This is a genomic window from Dehalobacter sp. TeCB1 (genome assembly GCF_001707455.1).
Classification (GTDB): domain Bacteria; phylum Bacillota; class Desulfitobacteriia; order Desulfitobacteriales; family Syntrophobotulaceae; genus Dehalobacter; species Dehalobacter restrictus.
The window spans coordinates 258,300-277,681 of sequence record NZ_MCHF01000056.1 but is presented as its reverse complement, the minus strand read 5'-3'; the positions used below and the strand labels follow the sequence as shown (position 1 = coordinate 277,681).

At 44.0% G+C, this 19,382-nt stretch carries 17 protein-coding genes and 1 pseudogene; 12 read left to right on the top strand and 6 right to left on the bottom strand.

Going from position 1 to position 19,382, the window contains the following annotated elements:
- Both A7D23_RS13030 and glpK read right to left on the bottom strand, forming a co-directional pair.
- Positions 1-729, bottom strand: coding sequence for a SprT family zinc-dependent metalloprotease (locus tag A7D23_RS13030; protein WP_242836998.1), 729 nt, complete (start codon positions 727-729; stop codon positions 1-3).
- Positions 730-885: 156 nt separating this feature from the next.
- A complete protein-coding gene (gene glpK / locus A7D23_RS13025; RefSeq protein WP_025204943.1) occupies positions 886-2,379 on the bottom strand; it encodes a glycerol kinase GlpK in 1,494 nt (497 codons plus the stop codon).
- Positions 2,380-2,553: 174 nt separating this feature from the next.
- Between glpK and A7D23_RS16470 the strand changes: the two genes are divergently transcribed.
- A complete protein-coding gene (locus A7D23_RS16470; RefSeq protein ID WP_242871532.1) occupies positions 2,554-2,721 on the top strand; it encodes a hypothetical protein in 168 nt (55 codons plus the stop codon).
- Entirely contained in the window at positions 2,718-3,053 is a 336-nt protein-coding gene (locus A7D23_RS16465; protein ID WP_345787669.1) for a hypothetical protein, read from the top strand. The genes A7D23_RS16470 and A7D23_RS16465 overlap by 4 nt, the downstream gene beginning before the upstream one ends.
- Here the strand turns inward: A7D23_RS16465 and queF are convergent.
- From queF to A7D23_RS13000, 4 genes are all read right to left on the bottom strand, one after another.
- Entirely contained in the window at positions 3,037-3,501 is a 465-nt protein-coding gene (gene queF / locus A7D23_RS13015; RefSeq protein ID WP_015042314.1) for a preQ(1) synthase, read from the bottom strand. The genes A7D23_RS16465 and queF overlap by 17 nt on opposite strands.
- Positions 3,482-4,030, bottom strand: coding sequence for a VUT family protein (locus tag A7D23_RS13010; RefSeq protein ID WP_019224848.1), 549 nt, complete (start codon positions 4,028-4,030; stop codon positions 3,482-3,484). The genes queF and A7D23_RS13010 overlap by 20 nt, the downstream gene beginning before the upstream one ends.
- A gap of 169 nt (positions 4,031-4,199) precedes the next feature.
- The gene (locus A7D23_RS13005) at positions 4,200-4,913 is read right to left on the bottom strand and encodes a GntR family transcriptional regulator (RefSeq protein ID WP_019224849.1); all 714 of its coding nucleotides are present in this window, start codon (positions 4,911-4,913) and stop codon (positions 4,200-4,202) included.
- A 101-nt stretch (positions 4,914-5,014) separates the two neighbouring features.
- Entirely contained in the window at positions 5,015-6,808 is a 1,794-nt protein-coding gene (locus A7D23_RS13000) for an ASKHA domain-containing protein (RefSeq protein ID WP_026071824.1), read from the bottom strand.
- A 344-nt stretch (positions 6,809-7,152) separates the two neighbouring features.
- Here A7D23_RS13000 and A7D23_RS12995 point away from each other — a divergent pair.
- The 10 genes and pseudogenes from A7D23_RS12995 to A7D23_RS12950 all read left to right on the top strand — a co-directional run bounded on the left by A7D23_RS12995 (position 7,153) and on the right by A7D23_RS12950 (position 19,370).
- A pseudogene (locus A7D23_RS12995) lies at positions 7,153-8,684 on the top strand (methylenetetrahydrofolate reductase C-terminal domain-containing protein).
- A gap of 100 nt (positions 8,685-8,784) precedes the next feature.
- Positions 8,785-9,690 (top strand): formate/nitrite transporter family protein, encoded by a 906-nt coding sequence (locus tag A7D23_RS12990; RefSeq protein ID WP_019224852.1) that lies wholly within the window; start codon positions 8,785-8,787, stop codon positions 9,688-9,690.
- Positions 9,691-9,736: 46 nt separating this feature from the next.
- A complete protein-coding gene (locus A7D23_RS12985; protein WP_019224853.1) occupies positions 9,737-11,413 on the top strand; it encodes a formate--tetrahydrofolate ligase in 1,677 nt (558 codons plus the stop codon).
- Positions 11,414-11,684: 271 nt separating this feature from the next.
- A complete protein-coding gene (locus tag A7D23_RS12980; protein ID WP_019224854.1) occupies positions 11,685-12,317 on the top strand; it encodes a cyclodeaminase/cyclohydrolase family protein in 633 nt (210 codons plus the stop codon).
- Between the two features lie 5 nt (positions 12,318-12,322).
- A complete protein-coding gene (locus tag A7D23_RS12975) occupies positions 12,323-13,174 on the top strand; it encodes a bifunctional 5,10-methylenetetrahydrofolate dehydrogenase/5,10-methenyltetrahydrofolate cyclohydrolase (RefSeq protein WP_019224855.1) in 852 nt (283 codons plus the stop codon).
- Positions 13,175-13,366: 192 nt separating this feature from the next.
- Positions 13,367-14,170 carry a methyltetrahydrofolate cobalamin methyltransferase gene (locus tag A7D23_RS12970; RefSeq protein WP_019224856.1) on the top strand — a complete coding sequence of 268 codons (804 nt, stop codon included), beginning with the start codon at positions 13,367-13,369 and terminating at the stop codon, positions 14,168-14,170.
- A 90-nt stretch (positions 14,171-14,260) separates the two neighbouring features.
- Positions 14,261-15,226 (top strand): amidohydrolase family protein, encoded by a 966-nt coding sequence (locus A7D23_RS12965; protein WP_019224857.1) that lies wholly within the window; start codon positions 14,261-14,263, stop codon positions 15,224-15,226.
- Positions 15,227-15,771: 545 nt separating this feature from the next.
- On the top strand, positions 15,772-17,736 hold the full coding sequence (cooS, locus tag A7D23_RS12960) for an anaerobic carbon-monoxide dehydrogenase catalytic subunit (protein WP_038603024.1): 1,965 nt from the start codon (positions 15,772-15,774) through the stop codon (positions 17,734-17,736).
- A gap of 87 nt (positions 17,737-17,823) precedes the next feature.
- The gene (locus tag A7D23_RS12955; protein WP_025204939.1) at positions 17,824-18,597 is read left to right on the top strand and encodes a carbon monoxide dehydrogenase accessory protein CooC; all 774 of its coding nucleotides are present in this window, start codon (positions 17,824-17,826) and stop codon (positions 18,595-18,597) included.
- A 5-nt stretch (positions 18,598-18,602) separates the two neighbouring features.
- On the top strand, positions 18,603-19,370 hold the full coding sequence (locus tag A7D23_RS12950; RefSeq protein WP_038603022.1) for an AAA family ATPase: 768 nt from the start codon (positions 18,603-18,605) through the stop codon (positions 19,368-19,370).
- Positions 19,371-19,382 lie beyond the last annotated feature (12 nt).

The window sequence follows — 19,382 nt, the reverse complement described above, 5'->3', positions numbered from 1 at the left end:
TCATCCGTCCATCAATTCATTACAATGTTCTTTCAGCCAGCTTTTCCACTTCTTATAGTCCGGCAGAATTTGTTCCACGAATGCCCAAAATTCCTTGGAATGGTTCATGTACTTAAGATGGGCCAATTCATGAATAATCACATAAGCCGCAACCTGGTTCGGTGCCATGATAATGCGCCAATTTAAGTTGATGTATCCTTTGCTTGAACAGCTTCCCCATTTTGTTTTTTGATCCTTAATTCTAAGTTTTTGGTAGGTAATATCCAGCTGTCTGGCATAATATTCGACCTGTTCAGGAAGAAGCTTTTGGGCCTGCCGGATATACCATTCTTCCAGTATCTTTTTGGTTGATTGACTTTTCTTCTCTTTTGATAACCCCGGTGGAATGGTTACAACGATCCTGCTTCCAATAAACGATGCTGAGGAGCTTCCGGGTCCGGCCTTTTCCTCGATCAGCAGAGGATAATGCCTGCCCCTGTACAGTAGTTTTTCACCTGAAACATATTCCTTCGCAGCAGTTTCACCTGCTGCTGAATTTTGTTTTTCGATGTGCTTTAATATCAGGTCTTTATTGTTTTCCAGATATCGTCTGGCCTGGGTAAAAGTAATTTCGGCAGGAACAGAAACCTTTAACTTCTGATGTTTGATGGTAACAATCAATCTTTTTGCTTTGCTGCTTTTTCGAAGCTCATATTCAATTTGCCTTTTGCCTATACGAAGGTATTCCATTTTGCCTTCCACTTTACTCCCGAAAATAATGATATTGCCCTGTGCAAAAAATCAAGCAAGACTATTTTACTACGACTAAGGGGAAAAAAGAAACCTTTACGCCAATAAATATTATCTGAACATATCTGTTATTTGTATTTTCCGTTCATAATCCCATCATACGGTCCGATAGGTTGCCTGACTGACTGCCGCTTTCCACCCACTGAGGTATTGCTGACGCTCAGATTCGGTGATGTTCGAATCAGAAATAAAACGCCCTTTACTGAGGCATTTCAGCTCTTCTTTGTCCTTCCAGTATCCGGCTGCCAAACCTGCCAGATATGCTGCTCCCAAAGCCGTAACCTCACAAATTTCTGACCGTTCAACCGGAATACCGCTGAGATCCGCCTGAAACTGCAGCAGGAAATTATTATCGGCTGCACCGCCGTCTACTTTCAAGGCCTTAAGACGGATACCGGTATCCTTAGCCATTAACGCAAGAACATCATTCGTCTGATAAGCAATGCTTTCCAGCGCGGCTCTTACAAGGTGGAAGCGGTTTGCTCCCCGGGTAAGTCCGGTCACTATGCCGCGGGCATGCATATCCCAGTATGGTGCGCCGAGTCCGACGAAGGCCGGAACAATATAGACACCGTTCGTATCTTTGACCTGAGTTGCATAATACTCGCTTTCGGCAGAAGTTTTCAGCAATCCAAGTTCATCACGAAGCCACTGAATGACTGCTCCACCAATAAATACACTGCCTTCCAGCGCATATTCCACCCCGTTGTCAATTCCCCAGGCAATTGTTGTCAGCAATTTATTTTGAGACCGGATCATATTTTTACCGGTATTCATTAGGATAAAACAACCCGTACCATAGGTATTTTTAACCATTCCTTCTGTAAAGCAGGCCTGCCCAAAAAGTGCGGCCTGCTGATCACCGGCTATACCAGCTATCGGTATTTCAGCGCCAAATATCGAAGAATCTGTTACCCCGCAGCAGAGGCTGCTCGGACAGACTTCCGGCAGCAGTGATCTGGGGATATTCAGATAAGATAATATTTTGTCATCCCACGCTAGTTCCCTGATATTATAGAGCATGGTCCGGGAGGCATTGCTATAATCCGTGATATGCAGCCGGCCTTTGGTAAGATTCCAGACGAGCCAGCTGTCAATTGTGCCAAAAAGCAAATCCCCTTTTTCAGCCATCGCCTGTCCATCCGGAATATGATCGAGGATCCAGCGGATTTTCGTTCCGGAAAAATAAGCATCCGCAACAAGGCCGGTCGCATCTGAAATATACTCGTTTAAGGTACTGTTCAATATCTGCTCGCAAAGTTCCGTCGTTCTGCGGCATTGCCAGACAATCGCATGATAGACAGGTTTGCCGGTAAAACGGTTCCAAACCACAGTCGTCTCCCTTTGATTTGCTATCCCTAGCCCAACAATATCATCCGGATTTATGTCCGTCTGATCCAGAACCTCTCTGATAGCAGCCAGCTGGGTGTCCCAGATTTCCAAAGGATCATGTTCAACCCACCCCGGGAACGGATAGATCTGAGCAAACTCTTTTTGGGCTTTGCCTACGATCATTCCTTCATGGTTAAAAATGACAGCCCGTGAGCTTGTCGTCCCCTGATCGAGCGCAATAATATATTTTTGGACCATCTATGTTCCTCCATTAACCAGTTCAATGAGCCAAAGCCCGAATACTTTCCGTAAATAATTTTATTATACTATAATTATGAGAAAACAGGCCAAAATAATTCCAATCAGTACCCGATTAAGCTGAATAGATGAACACGGCCACCGAAATTATCAGAGGAAAGAAGTGATCAGACTATGCAAAACTGGCAGGAAAAAGCAGCTATACTTGTTGATGAGTATGTAGCTCCTCAAGGAGTTCATGGCAAACGCATCCTGGACGCCATTAAAAAAATCCCCAGGCATTTGTTTATCCCTGAAGATTTATTGTCCTACAGTTATGATGATGAACCGCTTCCGAGCTGAACTATCCGATCTGCAGTATCATTGCTGACGGCCGAAACGGTTATGAACCAAATGCACCATACCGGGGAATCATCGTAACGGCAGCGGCACCGGTCATTGAACCTTGCTGGCTTGAGCAACTCGATGTCGGCGGAAGAATCGTTGTCCCACTTGAAGCCGGCGAAGGGCTAGCCTGTCAGCGTTTGCTGGTCAGACAAAAGACCAGTACAAATCTGGAAGGCTATATTGACAGCTGGGATGACTACTGCCGCTTTGTACCGCTGCTCTCTGGGACAGCAGCGGGGACAAAAGAAGCGCTCCCATGTCCTCACTCGTCTATTTCCCGTACTTAAGCAGCCTCTTCACGGCAAATTCTACCCATTTGCTGTCCGGCTGTCCATAATTGCTGTAAGGATGAATGGAAATCCCTCCTCTGGGGCTGAATTCTCCTATAACCTCGATGTATCTGGGTTCAAGCAGCCGGATCAGGTCTTTCATGATGATGTTGACAACATCTTCGTGAAAACCTCCATGGTTGCGGAAACTAAAAAGATATAGCTTCAACGATTTGCTTTCTACCAATTTCTGATCCGGGATATAATTGATAATCATCGTTCCAAAATCCGGTTGGCCGGTAATCGGACACAAGCTGGTAAATTCAGGGCAATTTAAGCGGACAAAATAATTATTATCGGGATACTTGTTTGCAAAACTCTCCAGTATGTCCGAATCATAATCAAAAACATAGCGTGTTTGTCCCGATCCCAGAAGTGACAGGCCCTCAGTTTCCTTGTTTTTCATTTACGGTAACCTCCCAGTGGTTCTTAATCATAAACAGAATGCTTATTCCGAGCACTTGCATCAGACTCTTAACAGCAAACTGCCCCAGTACTGCATTCGGCACAAAATCCCAGGTCAGAATGCCTGAAATAAGCGGGGACAGACCAATTAATATAAAGACTACACTATCGAGAAAACTGCTGACAATCCCGCTCGCAAACACTTTACGCAGGAAAGAGCCTTTAAGCCTCGTATAAATTTCCGTGTCTGCCGATTCCGAGATCAAAAAGGAAATGGCTGAAGCCAAAGTAATGGTCAAAGTATCTCCAAGAAGTTTGGAGGAAACAGCCGATAGGACAAGAGCCGTGGTAATCGCCAGATAAGCAGTTTTTCGCCCGTACTTGCGCTGGATAATGTCCCTAAGTACCAGCGTCACCCCTATCAGCCAGCTTCCGTAAGGAATTAAAAACGGTCCTACCTGCAAAGGTGCCAGCGCTGCAGTAATGATATTCGCAATAATGATGGCAGCTAAATAAAGAATAAGCAACATTATTTTTCTCCTAATAATAAATAATGATCCAAAAGTGTGCCACCCCTTGCCGTCCATGGATGTTAAAATAAAAAGGGCATGTAACTGCCCTAAAACTACCAGACGATAGCTTCCCTAGTTTTGTTTAGAGACAGGATGGATGACGAACTGTCTTATTATGTTAAATGGTCTATTCCATATCGGTAAACGGCCAGGATGCGGATAGCTTGCAGCTGTCTCCTCGATAATAAGTAATACCCAGCCCGATTGGCTTATCCTGTGTATTAAACAGTCTTTGCTCAACAACCAAAAGTGGGAGGGCATTGTACAGGGACAGGTATTTTGATATTTTTTCATCAGGCATTTGGGCAGAAATTGTTAATTCTTTCTTAATCGCAAACAGAGAAGTATACCGAGAAACAATTTCCGGGAAAGTACTGTATTTGATTTCTTTTTCAACGATAGGCATTCCCTTGTAGTAAATCAGGTATTTTTCATCATATGCGACTGCTTCTCCATTGCTGTAATGGATCCGTTTAACCATAATTATTTTTTTGCTTTGGGGTATATTCAGACTGTCAATGAGTCTTGGTGTCGGCAGGATAATTTTAACTTCAATCAGCTTGGTTGTATCGATGGTGTTAATCAGATTTGCCATCTCGTTGTAATATAAGATGTATTTCTTGGAATCCGGCTCATTCACAAAGCTACCCTTGCCAGGGATAGAGGTGATATATCCCTCATTCACTAAGATTGCCAGACCCTTACGGACCGTCATCCGGCTCACGCCATAGGTATCGCATAATGAATTTTCTGAAGGGATCGCATCTCCCGGTTTCAAAACACCCTCTTTAATTTTTTTCTTTATCTCTTCAATAATATGTTGATAGATTGGTAATTCCATCTTCTTACTCCTCGGCAATTATTTAGTTATCATATATTATACATAGGAACAGATTAATAAATCCATCAATATTTTTTAAGCAACTAATTTATTTACTTTCTTTAAAAACCTGTATTCTGCAGATATTCCTGTTGAAAAGCAGGATTTGCCGCCAGGTCAAAATGCGTTATCTTTGCCAATAATATCAAAGTATTTATCCGTATATTTCTGGACAGTAGAAAATTCGATGCTCCGGCTCCTGCCGCATTGCCTATGGACCGGATGGGTACATTCGAAAAATTGGGAAACAAACCGAGTACCTGAGCACTTGGAGCGTCAATATAGTTGCCGAAGGCCCCGGCAATCAGAATTTCCTCAAGATCTTCTCCTTCCAGCCCATATTCTTTCATTAATAGCATGCATCCTGTATAAATGGCGCTTTTGGCAAGCTGTACAGCACGAATATCCTTTTGGCTGATGTAAATTCGGTCGTTATCACCGGACTGTCCCTCATCCATCAGGTAGAAAACGCTGACCCCGTCAAGATTTGCCAGATAATTGGCAAATCTTTGATTTTCCGGCCGACAAACTTTTAAATATTTGCCGGGAGACAGCAATCTGCCTTCTTTACTGATCAGCTCGGCTTTCAGCATTTCTGCAACTGCATCAACAATACCGGAGCCACAAATCCCTCTGGGCTGTTCTCCGCCAATGACTTTTAATTCAATTTTACCTTCCGACAGTTTTACCCGTTCGATGGCTCCGTTTGTTCCACGCATTCCAAAGCGGATCGTTGCTCCTTCAAGGGCCGGTCCGGCAGCAGTTGATGTGGCCAGCCATTTCTTCTCGTTCCCCAATAAAATTTCGCCGTTTGTTCCAAGGTCAATAATCAATCTGTTCCCTTGACGTTCCCCTTCAGGCAAAGCCAGCAGGACAGCCAAAGTGTCCGCTCCGACGAAGCCCCCGATCAAAGGTAAAAAATCAATAATGGCATTGGGATGAATGTTAAGGCTCAACTCCCGTGCTGTTGTTAACACTTCACTTAAAATCGTATTGGTGTAAGGCGTCCTGCCAAGCGATCCAGGATGCAACCCTAAAAAGAGGTGCTGCATGGCACTGTTGCCGCAAATCACCATCGTATAGATATTTTCGGCGCTGATCTGGTTTTGCTGTATCGCTTCCAGAATCAGAGCGTTAATGGTCTCTGCCACTTTACGCTGAAGAATTTTTAGCCCTTCAGAATTCTTCATCGCCGCCATGATACGGGATATAACATCCGCGCCTTCCGTAATCTGACCGTTCAAGGCGGAATATACCCCTACTTTTTTGCCACTATTAAGGTCATATAAGTAGGCCACAACAGAGGTACTCCCAAGGTCAACGGCAAATCCATAATTGCTGGCTGAGGTGTCGCCCTGCTCAATATCAAGCAGCTGTTCGTCTCTTAAGACCAAAGTAATGCCGTCCATTTCCAGTTTCTGCATCAGCTGTGATAATTTTTGCAGAAGGCATAAAGCTGGCGTATTAATCCGGACCGGAACCTTGGCTTGAATATGTTCCCAGTCCCCGTAATAGAACGGTGTTTTTAGAAACTTCTTATCAATAAAAATCTTTTTAACCGGCGGATCGATGTTCAGCTCTGTTTCAATGCGGTCCGTTAAAATCGAGGCTTCATGTTTGTAGTCTCCATATTTAAGATAAACGATCAAGCCGTCGCTTACTGGTTCCTGACACGCCAATACTTCCTGCCGTATGCCGTCCCTTTCTATTTCAATTGTGCATTTTTTACATGTACCTTTTCCTCCGCATACAAGATCAAGCGGATATCCAAGACCTGAACAGGCAACAGCAACCGTATCATTCTCCTGGCATAAGATTTCTTTATTCTGGTTTGGAAATAGAACTTTTTTCATCATATTGTTTTCCTTTCTGTTATAATGAAACCTGCCATTTTCAGCGAAGGACAACCGTCTTTTTCCAAAAAATCATTCTAACATATCATATTATAAAACGTAACTTTCCTTCATTACAAGTCGGTAGTTTCAGGCTATTGTCGAAATAGAAATTATTTTCTAAAAAATCTCTTATTTTTTGTCTTTTAAATATATTGACTATTGAAAATTCGGATGATATATTAAAGTAAGCAAAACCCCTGTATATACAATAGTATACATTGTTTGGACGCAATTATCTCTTTTTATTTTCTTTATTTTTTATTTTCATGTTAGATTTTCGAGAATAATTGGAAAGGGGGATACTTATGGAGAACACTTTTCGTAAAGCAATACAGGACAACAATGAGTTTATTGTAACATGGGAACTCGTACCCGGCCGCGGCTCTAAAGAAGTTTCTCAGGAAAAAGCGCTTCAATTGGCGGAGTTAGTCTGACTGACAACCCGGGTGGAAGTGTCGGCATTAATCCTGAGGGCATTGGCAGGGAAATCAAAAGTTTAGGCATCGATGCAATTATTCACGTTGCCTGCAAGGACAAAAACCGCACGCAACTGGAAAGCCAGCTTTTTTCCCTGGAACGTTCGGGGCTCCATAACTTGTTGGTACTGACCGGCGACCATGATCCGGGTAATTTTTTCGGACGGCCCAAACCGGTTTTTGACCTTGATTCCACTCAGCTCTTGGCCTTTATCGCCAAGATGAATGACGGATTGGAACTCCCCACAGCTAAAGGTGTCAATAAACTTCAGCCAACCCATCTTTTTGCGGGTGCTGCTGTTTCACCTTTTAAAGCCACCGAAGCCGAACAGATGCTCCAGTACACCAAGCTCAGAAAGAAGATCGAGAACGGTGCTCAATTCATTATACCCCAAGTTGGCTACGATGTCAGGAAGTACCACGAACTCTATCAATTTGTGAAGCACAATAACCTGCGCGGATGCTTAATGGGAAATATTTACCTGCTGACTTATGGTGCTGCCAAAGCGATGAGTATGAATAAAGTCCCCGGATGTGTTATTACGGACAAGCTCGTTGCTGAACTGGAACAGGAAAAACAAAGCAGTGACAAGGGTGCCGCCGCCATGCTCGATAGGGCAGCGAAACTCTTTGCTATCTTGAAAGGTATGGGATACAAAGGCGTTCATCTCGGCGGGCATAATACGACGTACGAACAAGTTGAATATATTATTGACCGCGGAAACGAACTGGCCGCCAACTGGCAGGATTATGTCCGGGAGTTTGACTATCCTCAGAAAAACGGTTTCTATGTTTACGCCAAAGATGAAAAGACCGGCCTGAATACTGCTCAAAAATCCAATGACTACAACAATTATGAGAAGAGCTTTGATTTAAATTATAAGATGTCCAGAGTTGTTCACAAAATGATGTTTGAACCCAACAAAGGAATGTTCGGCTTTATGCGTGGATTTTGTCATGCCATAAAAGATTCTGCGTTGGAAAAACCTTTTCACGGCATTGAGCACTTTGCCAAATCCTGCATGTACAATTGCCAGGACTGTGGTGACTGTGCGCTGATTGATGTAGCCTACGTCTGTCCAATGGGCAACTGTCCCAAGAACCAACGGAACGGCCCATGTGAAGGAAGCTACAACGGCTGGTGTGAAGTGTATCCGGACAAGCAGAAGTGCATCTGGGTCAAAGCCTATTACCGCTTAAAAGGCTATTCTGAGGAAGAAAAGCTGAATTCCTATCATGTGAGCCCTTACAATTGGGAAAAACAGCATACTTCAGGCTGGATAAACTTTTTTGAAGGCCAGGACCACTCTGCGGAAAGACTTGGCATTAAACCTAGAACAAATTTCGAAGAAAAAGAATAAAGGTCATAAGGTTTAAAGGCCATTCAGTCTTTGTAACCGTCCTTTAAACTTTATGACCTTTTAAATCAGCCTAAATACACTTATAATAGGGGTAGGAGAAATGGAAAAAATGTTTAAGACTCCTTCAGAGATTACTGAGGGATTTGTAGAATATGGAAAGAATAAAACGAATTCTTCTATATTGAAATTGCTGCTGTTGGCAATCCTAGCAGGAGCCTTTATTGCCTTCGCGGCGGAAGGCTCTAATACTGCCATTCACACCATCACTTCTGTTGGCTTAGGCAAAGCACTCGCTGGTGCTTTATTTGCCACAGGACTGATGATGGTGGTTATCACCGGAGCTGAATTATTCACCGGAAACACCCTGATTGTGGTATCTTGTATGGAAAAAGAATCAAGATGGCTAAAGATGCTGCGGAATTGGACGATTGTCTATGTCGGGAACTTTATTGGTTCCATGCTTATCGTCCTGTTTATCCTTTACTCCGGCCAGTTTGACTTTTCCGCAGGTTTGCTCGGAGGGTTTACAATCAAAGTCGCCGCATACAAGACGGGCCTGACTTTCCCGAAAGCTTTCTTCATGGGGATCTTGTGCAACTGGCTGGTTTGTATGGCCGTTTGGATGGCGAATGCAGCCAAGGATATTACCGGTAAACTCCTCGCTATCTTTTTCCCGATCTGGCTGTTTATTACTTCCGGTTTTGAACACTGTGTAGCCAATATGTATTACATTCCTGCCGGCATTCTCGCCAAAGCCAACCCAACCTGGGTGGCCCAGGCTGCAACGCTCGGTGTAACACCTGAAAAACTTGCTCACCTTAACTGGGGAACGTTTGTTGTGAATAACCTTATTCCTGTTACGCTCGGAAATATTGTCGGCGGCAGCCTGTTTGTCGGGATTATTTACTGGATGAGTTTCATGTACAAAAAAAAACCTACTGCTGTTATGGATATAGACCATCTTGTCCAGAAAAAATTTGATAGTGCTTACGTAAAATCTAAATAAAGTTAAGCAAAGATGTCCATAATTAAAAAAAGGGGGAAAACAATTAATGGCTTTCAAAAGTGATATTGAAATTGCCCAGGAATCAACCATGCTGCCTGTATTAGATGTAGCAAAAGAACTCGGAATCCCCGAGGATTATCTGGAATCCTATGGCAAATACAAAGCCAAAGTCGACTACAACTTATTGAATCAAAAAGCGGACACACCGAATGGCAAACTGATTCTGGTTACTGCCATCAACCCGACTCCTGCCGGAGAAGGTAAAACTACGACATCTGTCGGGTTAGGAGATGCTCTCCATTATCTCGGCAAAAAAACTGTTATTGCACTACGCGAACCATCCTTAGGCCCTGTATTTGGTGTCAAAGGTGGCGCCGCTGGCGGCGGTTATGCTCAGGTCGTACCAATGGAAGATATCAACCTTCACTTCACAGGTGATTTTCATGCCATTGGTGCTGCTAACAACCTGATTGCAGCGATGCTCGACAACCATATCCAACAAGGCAACGCGCTGGATATCGATGTTCGCAGAATTACTTGGAAAAGATGCATGGACATGAATGACCGTCAGCTCCGCTCCATTGTCAACGGACTTGGTGGCAAAGCCAATGGTACTCCGAGAGAAGACGGCTTTGACATCACGGTTGCTTCTGAAATCATGGCGATCATGTGCCTGTCCAGCGATATTGACGACTTCAAAGCGAGAGTTGAGAGAATCATTGTCGCCTACAACAGAAGCGGTGAACCCATAACTGCCGGTCAACTGAAATGTCAAGGTGCTGTTGGTGCCCTGATGAAAGATGCTTTAAAACCGAACCTTGTACAAACTCTTGAACATACACCAGCTTTCATCCACGGCGGACCGTTCGCGAACATTGCTCACGGCTGCAATAGTGTTATGGCGACCAAGATGGCTTTAAAACTTGGCGACTATGTTGTAACTGAAGCTGGATTCGGTGCTGACCTCGGCGCTGAGAAATTTATTGATATCAAATGTCGTTTAAGTGGCCTGCGTCCGGAAGCCGTTGTTATCGTTGCAACCGTTCGTGCGCTCAAATCCCATGGCGGCGTAGCTAAAGCTGATCTCAACAAAGAAAACCTGGAGGCCCTCAAAAAAGGCTTGCCGAACCTCTTAAAACACGTTGAAAACGTCACCGTCAACTTTGGTCTGCCTGCCGTTGTTGCGATCAATAAATTCCCGACCGACAGCGAAGCTGAACTGGCAATGATTGAAGACGAGTGCAAGAAACTGGGCGTTAATGTAGCCCTTTCCGAAGTTTGGGAAAAAGGCGGCCCTGGCGGCGCGAAACTGGCTGAAGAAGTCCTTCGCATCATTGACAGCCCGAAAAGCTTTAACTTTGCTTATGACATCAACATGGGCCTCAAAGACAAGATTACCGCAATTGCCACCAAGATCTATGGTGCAGACGGTGTTGACTTCATTGGCAGCAGCTCCGCAGATATCGAGAACATCGAAAAGATCGGCTATCGTGATGTTCCGGTCTGTATGGCGAAGACCCAGTATTCCTTGTCTGATGACCAGAAGAAACTGGGACGTCCATCAGGCTTCAGAATCTCGATCCGTGGCGTGAAGATTTCTGCTGGTGCGGGCTTTGCCGTTGCACTTACCGGGGACATCATGACCATGCCCGGCCTGCCGAAAGTACCGTCCGCTGAAAACATTGACGTAGACAGCACCGGTAAGATTTCCGGCTTATTCTAAGATAAAGTTTGATATTGTTTCCAATAAGAATGAGATGGCAGCTTTGTACTACCATCTCATTCTATAAATGCTCTTAATCTTTATTCACTGACGTTGTCTATGTATTACACAGACTAGTTTCTAGAGCAAGATGCCAGAATTTAAGCTTTGAGTATTTTGTAGAATACTTGTCTTAAGATAACATAACTATGGGATCGCTATATATTGGTTGCTCATGCAATAATCAGTAGCTAAAAATTTAGAAAAAAATGAAGAACAGGAGATGGATATTATGTTGAAAAAGAGCTGTATCGAATTTGTAGATGCTCTGTCTTCCAAAGAGCCGGTTCCTGGCGGCGGCGGTGCTTCTGCATATGTTGGCTCCATCGGCATGGCGCTGGGTGTCATGGTAGGAAGTTTAACTGTCGGCAAGAAGAAATATGCTGATGTTGAAGCCGATGTACTCGTCCTGATGGAAAAAGGCCAGAAGATCATTGAAAAACTGCAGGTTCTGGTCAAGGAAGATGCTGATGCTTTCTATCCGCTTTCCCAGGCTTACGGACTGCCCAAAAATACTGAAGAAGAAATCCGGATCAAAGAAGAAACCCTGCAGGCTGCTTTGGTTAAAGCAACACTTGTACCGCTTGATATTGTTAGATGCTGCACTGACGGCATCAATCTTCAGGAAGAATTTGCTCAGAAAGGCACCCGTATTGCGATCAGCGACGTTGGTGTCGGCGTAACCTTCCTGAAAGCTGCGCTCGAAGGCGCCAAGCTGAATGTCTTAATCAACACCCAAATCATGAAAGATCAGGTTCTAAAACAAAAAATCGAGACCGAACTGAGCGAACTTGTCACCACATATACCGCCAAAGCCGACCGCATCTTTGCGGAAGTTCAGAATGCAATTACGGGAGGTAAATAAGCAGCATGACTCAGATTCTTAACGCTAAACCCGTTGTCCAGGCCATGAAAGAAAACCTCCAGCAGGAAGTTGCGGCTTTAAAAGCTGAAGGCATCAACCCGACCTTAGGCATCATTCGCGTCGGCAGCCGTCCGGACGACGTTTACTATGAAAACAGTATTATTAAAAACTGCGATAATCTTGGCATTGCAACCAAGACCTATCCTTTGGACTTAAATATCAGCATGGAAGAATTCACAAAAGTCATGACGGGGGTCAACAATGACAGTACCGTTCATGGCATCATGCTGTTCCGTCCACTACCGAAACAGCTGGACGAAGAAGTCATCAAGCACCTGATCTCGGCAGATAAAGACATTGACTGCATGAATCCACTGAACCTGGCCAAGGTATTTGAAGGCGATATGAGCGGACTCCTGCCCTGCACGCCCGCAGCATGTATGGAAACCTTGAGCCATTACGGCTACAATCTTAGCGGCGCGAATGTAGTGGTCATGGGAAGAAGCCTCGTTGTAGGAAAACCACTGGCCATGATGCTCTTAAAAGAGAATGCGACCGTAACGATGTGCCATTCCAAGACCAAAGACATGGCTGGAATTGCGAAGAAAGCGGACATCATCATTGCTGCAATGGGCAGAGCCAAAATGATCGATGACAAATACGTATCCGAAAACACTGTCGTCATCGACGTTGGCATCAACGATGCCGGTGACGGCAAGATGTGCGGGGATGTCGATTATGATGCAGTCGTGAACAAAGTCAGTGCGATCACCCCTGTACCGGGCGGCGTAGGTTCGATTACCACCGCGATTTTGATGAAAAACTGTCTGCGGGCAGCCAGAAAAAAACACTGGTAAACCTTGTTGACCCAGCAATTTAAATAGTCTATGAAAGATAGAATATGTAGGATACTTTTATTTTTTAAATCTAAATCTTTTTAGAATATAGGTATACTTTGTCGAAAAAGATATTGACCGTATGTAGAAACAATGTTAAACTCTAAGCGCATACCTGTATATACAAATTTCATAAAGGAGTGAATTTGATAAATGATTATTATTGGTGAAAAAATCAATGGTACAATCCCTATCGTGAAAAAAGCGATTGAAGAGAGAGATGCTAACTTTATCCGCCAGCGTGCGATTGACCAGACCAATGACGGCGCCCACTACCTAGATGTCAGTGCCAGTACATCACCTGATGTTGAAGTGGAAACACTGAAATGGTTAATGGATATTGTTCAGGATGCCGTTGACACTCCGCTCTGTATTGACAGCCCGAATCCGCGTGCAATTGAAGCTGTTTTTAAATATGCCAAGAGACCGGGGCTTATCAATTCCGTTTCCATGGAAGGCGACAAATGCGATGTCATTTTCCCGCTTATCAAGGGAACGACCTGGGAAGTCATTGCGCTGACTTGCGACAATGACGGAATTCCCAAAGACGTTGACACCAGAGTCAGAATTGCTAAGCAAATGGTTGAGGAAGCTGCTAAATATGATATTACTCCTGACAGGATGCATGTCGACCCCTTGGTCATTGCTTTGTCTACTGATAACAATTCTATGTACTCCTTTAATGAAAGCATGACAAGAATCAAAGAAATGTACCCGACAATCAAAATCACTTCCGGTTTGAGCAACATCTCTTTTGGAATGCCTTTAAGAAAAGTTGTCAACCAGAACTTCCTGGCCCTGGCTACTTTCTTTGGTATGGATTCCGCGATTATGGATCCCTGCAGCAGAGATATGATTGCAACCCTGCTTGCAACTGAAGCATTAATGGGTAAAGACAAGAACTGCAGAAAGTTCAGCACCGCTTTCAGACAAGGTAAAATTGGTCCTGTGAAATAAAGATCGACGAGAAAAATGAAATGTTGTGACCACTAGAAAGGCGGTCCCCTTCTGGTGGTCTGCAAAACCTTTTAAAGCCAGGTGAATAAAATGATTAAAAACATATTGGTTGACGCCCATGTTCATTTGGCTTTAGATGGAATAGCTTTTCAAGAGGCACGTCTGCAGCACAAAGATAACCCCAATCCAACTATAATTACCAATTTCCTTAGAAAATATAAAAAAATGGGGATTTGTGCACTGCGCGACGGAGGAGATAACTTAAATGTATCTCTTCTGGCCAGAGAACTGGCCCTTGAAGAAGGAATGATTCTCCGGACCCCTGGTTTTGCGATCTACAAACAAGGATGCTACGGCAGTTTCTTAGGCAAGCCGGTCGCCGATATGGCTGATTTCAAAAATGTTTTTAAAAAGCTGCTTGCGTCAAATCCTGATCATCTTAAGATACTACTGACCGGACTTGTAGATTTTAATCAATTCGGGAAAGTTGACGGCTCACATTTCAGTTATGATGAAATGTACTACATGATACAGACGGCAAAGGATCAAGACCTTCCCGTAATGGTCCACACTAATTCGGCAGAAGCAGTTGGTATCGCTGTGAAAGCCGGTGCAAATACAGTTGAGCATGGTTATTTTCTGACAGAAAATGAATTGCAGCTGATGCTGGAACACGATACCATCTGGATTCCTACGTTAGCACCTTTGGGAAACCTGATTACTTCAAAAGACAGCCGCTTTACAGACCAATTGCCGAATATTGCCCGGATTTATGATGCTCAGAAAGCTCAAGTCAAAAAAGCCTTTGAATTGGGCGTAAAAATCGCCGTTGGCAGCGATGCGGGTTCATACGGGGTATCCCATGGAAAAGGTTTTTATGATGAAGTCGATCACATGGTTATGACAGGAATAAGTAAACACGCCGTTTTGGAGCTGGCCACTGCAAACGGAATCGGCGCTTTAAATCTCAACAATAAAGAATTAGATTATATATTCCAAGCAAAAAAATCGATTGAGTTGAGGAATTATGATGAAGACAGTAGTGATTTGCTGTAAAATGTTGAAAAACGAGCTTTCTGCCATCATCGGAAAACTGGCATACACTATCCTGTCGTCTAGATCTCCTCAGAATATCATAACATCCCGAGATCCTAACCATACGTGCTAAGTTACTAAGTGAGATCGATAAGTAAGATCTTGTGAAAAAATTCTTTTAGTGCAATTATCCTTGTATATACAAAAATATACAGGCCTATACAGATAACTTTTTTAATTTTTATTTATATACAAGTATATATAAATTATGCTGTTAAGAATTGAATTATTGCTATTCAGCCCCCCATTTCGTTCATTAACAACGGATCAATATATTCCCAAAAAATTTCGTACTATAATAATCTTAAATATATAATGTCATTTTTATACCATTTTTACTGCCAGAGATAAAGCTTTGATCCTTTAAAAAAGTTTGTGAATTTACTCATAAATGGCCCGATTTGAGTTAAAACCTCAGTACACGACACTTTTTACTTTAAGTATTAGCCATCTGTAGCAGCTAAACGATTTAAAGACAACGTATGGTTATTGAAGGAGGAAACGCAATGGACGAAAAATTACTGGACGAAACAACACTGTCAGTAGATTTAGCTACTCAAGAACTTTACGTCAAGGCCCGAAATGACGGTTCTGAAACACTCTGGGACAGAAAAGCCGCTCTCAAAAACCAATGTGGTTTTGGTGAGCAAGGTGTATGCTGCCGGATTTGTACCATGGGTCCTTGCCGCGTCAGCCCGATTCCAGGAAAAGGCGTTCAAAAAGGTATTTGCGGCGCCACTGCGGATGTTATTGCTTCCAGGCATTATGCCCGAATGGTAGCAGGCGGTTCATCTGCACACTCCGATCACGGCAGACATATTGCCCATGTACTTCATATGGCAAGTCGGGACGGAGATTATCAAATCCGTGACGAGAAAAAACTGCTGAATGTTGCAGCCAGATGGGGTGTGGCTACAGAAGGCAAAGATATCTACCAGGTTGCCCATGACGTTGCTGAAGCAGCTCTGAATGACTTTGGCAAGCCTTTTGGTTCGATGGTTATTCCGCCAAGTATTACTAAACAAAGATTAAAAGTCTGGGAAGATAATGATATCCTCCCCGATGCTATTGACAAAGAAGTTGTATCGATTATGCATGCTACACATATGGGCTGTACCGCTGATGCTGAAAGCATGATCAATCTTTCCATGCGGACATCTTTGACCGACGGTTGGGGCGGTTCCTATATCGGTACCGAATTCAGCGATATTATCTTTGGAACCCCGATGCCGAGAGAAATTGAAGCCAACATGGGTGTTATTGAGAAAAACATGGTGAACATTGTCTTGCATGGTCATGAACCCAGTTTATCGGAAATGATCGTTGTTGCCGCTGATGACCCTGAGCTAAAAGCTCTTGCCAGGGGTGTCGGTGCAGAGGGAATCAACCTGGTCGGCATTTGCTGTACCGGCAATGAAGTCGCGATGCGTCACGGCATTAAAATTGCCGGGAATTTTAATCAGCAGGAGCTCGCGATTGTTACCGGTGCCGTTGAAGCCATGATTGTGGACGTTCAATGTATCTTCCCTTCCCTGGCCAACCTGGCTCAATGTTACCATACCAAATTTATCACCACCTCAAAACTTGCCAAAATTAAAGACGCCGTTCATATTGAATTTGATGAGAACAACGCCTATGAATGCGCAAAGGGAATAATTCGGAAAGCAGTAGAGAACTATACAAACAGAAAGCACGAAAAAGTTTCCATCCCAACACATAAATCAACCGGCATGATCGGTTACAGCAACCAGGCTATTATTGGCCAGTTGGACCGCGTTGTCAATTCTTATACGCATAAGCCAGGCACGTTTGAACCATTGGCGCAATGCTTGGTCTCTGGTGTATTAAGAGGCGCAGCCGGTGTCGTCGGCTGCAACAACCCGAAGGTGAAAGGTGACCACAGCCATATCGAAATTATTAAAAAGATGCTCGCCAATGACGTAATTGTTGTTGTTACCGGCTGTGCGGCTCAGGCTGCTGCCAAAGCTGGTCTCTTAAGCAAAGATGCCGTCAAGTATTGCGGAGTAGGATTACAAAAAGTATGCGAACTGGCCGATATTCCTCCTGTTCTGCATATGGGTTCCTGTGTTGACAACAGCCGTATCCTTGAGCTGGTTGGTGAAGTAGCCAAGATTCTGGGACTCGATATGAGCGAACTGCCGGTTGTCGGTGCAGCTCCGGAATGGATGTCCGAAAAAGCTGTCGCAATCGGTACCTACGTGGTAAGCTCCGGAATCGATACCTTTCTAGGCGTTGTTCCTCCGGTAACTGGAAGCCCGGAAGTTACGGATATCCTGACAAACAGACTGGAAGACTGGGTAGGGGCAAAATTCTACTTTGAAACAGATCCGGCTGTAGCCGCAGAAAAAATGCTGGCCAGAATTGAAGAAAAGAGAGCCAAAATCGAAGCGCTTAACGTTCAGAGAATGAATGTTACCGACTATGACGACTTAGCTCCTGCCGGCTTTTAAAAAACGCGGCCATGGTCGTTTTTTTGCCAGAAGAATTTCTTCAGGCAACAGATAACAAAAGATAAATGATGCGTCGGGGTGATTTAAATGAAGATAGCAATTACAGGTAAAGGTGGCGTCGGAAAAACAACTTTTGCAGCAATTCTAAGCAGGTTGTATGCAGCGGAAGGCTACCGGGTCCTGGCAGTTGATGCCGATCCTGATGCCAATCTGGCTTTAGCCCTTGGTTTTCCTGACGAGATTATTTCCAAGATCGTGCCGATTGCCGAAATGAAAGAACTGATTGCAGAAAGAACAAGTACCCCGACCGATTCCTTTAGTAAAATATTCAAATTAAATCCTCAGGTAGATGATATCCCGGACAAATACTGTACCTGCTGTAACGGTGTAAATCTGTTGACGATGGGTACCGTCGAAAGCGGCGGCAGCGGCTGCGTTTGCCCGGAACATGTCCTGTTGAAAAGACTTACTTCTCATTTAGTCCTGCAAAATAAAGATGTTGTCGTTATGGATATGGAAGCCGGGATTGAGCATCTCGGCAGAGGAACAGCCCAGGGTGTGAATACCTTTATTGTGGTCGTTGAGCCCGGAGCTAGGAGTCTCCAAACGTACCACAAGATTAAGAAATTAGCTTCCGATATTGGCATACCGAAAATTTATGCTGTGGGCAACAAGATCAAAAACGATTTGGATAAAGCGTATATCCTCGAAAATATCGATCCTGAAGCCTGCCTGGGCTTTATCTCTTACAACGTAGACGTCGTCAATTCTGACCGGCCAGATCAGTCTCCCTTCATGAACAGCAAGATTGTTGAGGAAGTCAAAGCAATTAAGCTCTGCTTTGATCTAGAAAAGAGGTAGTTTCGATGGGAAAAACGATTGCGGTAGCAGGTAAAGGCGGAACCGGAAAAACAACCATTACTGGACTTCTGATCGATTACCTTGTAAAAAACAAGCAAGGACCTGTACTTGCTGTCGATGCAGATGCCAATGCTAACTTGAACGAAGTGCTGGGAGAAACAATCGAAGTTACGCTTGGAGAAATCAGAGAAGAAGTCAATTTAAGAGAAACTATGCGTGACGGCTTTCCTGGAGGAATGACCAAGGCCCAGTACCTTCAGTACCAACTGAATACCGGTATTACTGAAGGAAATGGTTATGACCTCCTCGTCATGGGAAGATCCGAAGGCAAAGGCTGCTACTGTTTCGTCAACGGGATTTTACGGGAACAGCTGGACAAAGTCTCTGATAAGTACAACTATGTCATAATTGACAATGAAGCCGGCATGGAGCACCTCAGCCGCGGAACAGCAAGAAACATTGATATTTTGATTCTCGTCAGTGACTGTTCGCGCCGCGGTGTCCAGGCGGTAGGCCGTATTAACAAGCTGGTCAAAGAACTAGGTTTAAAAGTAGCTCAACAATATTTAATTATCAATAAAGCCCCGGATGGGAAATTAAACGAGGGAATTATTGAAGAAATTTCCTTGCAGGGATTGGGACTGCTGGGAATCATTGCCCTGGATCCATTGATATATGCGTATGATTCTCAGGGAAAAGCCTTGGTTAATTTGCCTGATGACAGTTTATCAAAACGGGCAATTAAAGATATCTGCCAAATAATTGGTTTATAAGAAGAAGGAGGA

What these genes read in the sequence shown, in the direction of transcription:
- A7D23_RS13030 (WP_242836998.1), bottom strand. Translation starts at nt 729, where the DNA reads ATGGAATACCTTCGTATAGGCAAAAGGCAAATTGAATATGAGCTTCGA.
- glpK (WP_025204943.1), bottom strand. Translation starts at nt 2,379, where the DNA reads ATGGTCCAAAAATATATTATTGCGCTCGATCAGGGGACGACAAGCTCA.
- A7D23_RS16470 (WP_242871532.1), top strand. Translation starts at nt 2,554, where the DNA reads ATGCAAAACTGGCAGGAAAAAGCAGCTATACTTGTTGATGAGTATGTA.
- queF (WP_015042314.1), bottom strand. Translation starts at nt 3,501, where the DNA reads ATGAAAAACAAGGAAACTGAGGGCCTGTCACTTCTGGGATCGGGACAA.
- A7D23_RS13010 (WP_019224848.1), bottom strand. Translation starts at nt 4,030, where the DNA reads ATGTTGCTTATTCTTTATTTAGCTGCCATCATTATTGCGAATATCATT.
- A7D23_RS13005 (WP_019224849.1), bottom strand. Translation starts at nt 4,913, where the DNA reads ATGGAATTACCAATCTATCAACATATTATTGAAGAGATAAAGAAAAAA.
- A7D23_RS13000 (WP_026071824.1), bottom strand. Translation starts at nt 6,808, where the DNA reads ATGATGAAAAAAGTTCTATTTCCAAACCAGAATAAAGAAATCTTATGC.
- A7D23_RS12990 (WP_019224852.1), top strand. Translation starts at nt 8,785, where the DNA reads ATGGAAAAAATGTTTAAGACTCCTTCAGAGATTACTGAGGGATTTGTA.
- A7D23_RS12985 (WP_019224853.1), top strand. Translation starts at nt 9,737, where the DNA reads ATGGCTTTCAAAAGTGATATTGAAATTGCCCAGGAATCAACCATGCTG.
- A7D23_RS12980 (WP_019224854.1), top strand. Translation starts at nt 11,685, where the DNA reads ATGTTGAAAAAGAGCTGTATCGAATTTGTAGATGCTCTGTCTTCCAAA.
- A7D23_RS12975 (WP_019224855.1), top strand. Translation starts at nt 12,323, where the DNA reads ATGACTCAGATTCTTAACGCTAAACCCGTTGTCCAGGCCATGAAAGAA.
- A7D23_RS12970 (WP_019224856.1), top strand. Translation starts at nt 13,367, where the DNA reads ATGATTATTATTGGTGAAAAAATCAATGGTACAATCCCTATCGTGAAA.
- A7D23_RS12965 (WP_019224857.1), top strand. Translation starts at nt 14,261, where the DNA reads ATGATTAAAAACATATTGGTTGACGCCCATGTTCATTTGGCTTTAGAT.
- cooS (WP_038603024.1), top strand. Translation starts at nt 15,772, where the DNA reads ATGGACGAAAAATTACTGGACGAAACAACACTGTCAGTAGATTTAGCT.
- A7D23_RS12955 (WP_025204939.1), top strand. Translation starts at nt 17,824, where the DNA reads ATGAAGATAGCAATTACAGGTAAAGGTGGCGTCGGAAAAACAACTTTT.
- A7D23_RS12950 (WP_038603022.1), top strand. Translation starts at nt 18,603, where the DNA reads ATGGGAAAAACGATTGCGGTAGCAGGTAAAGGCGGAACCGGAAAAACA.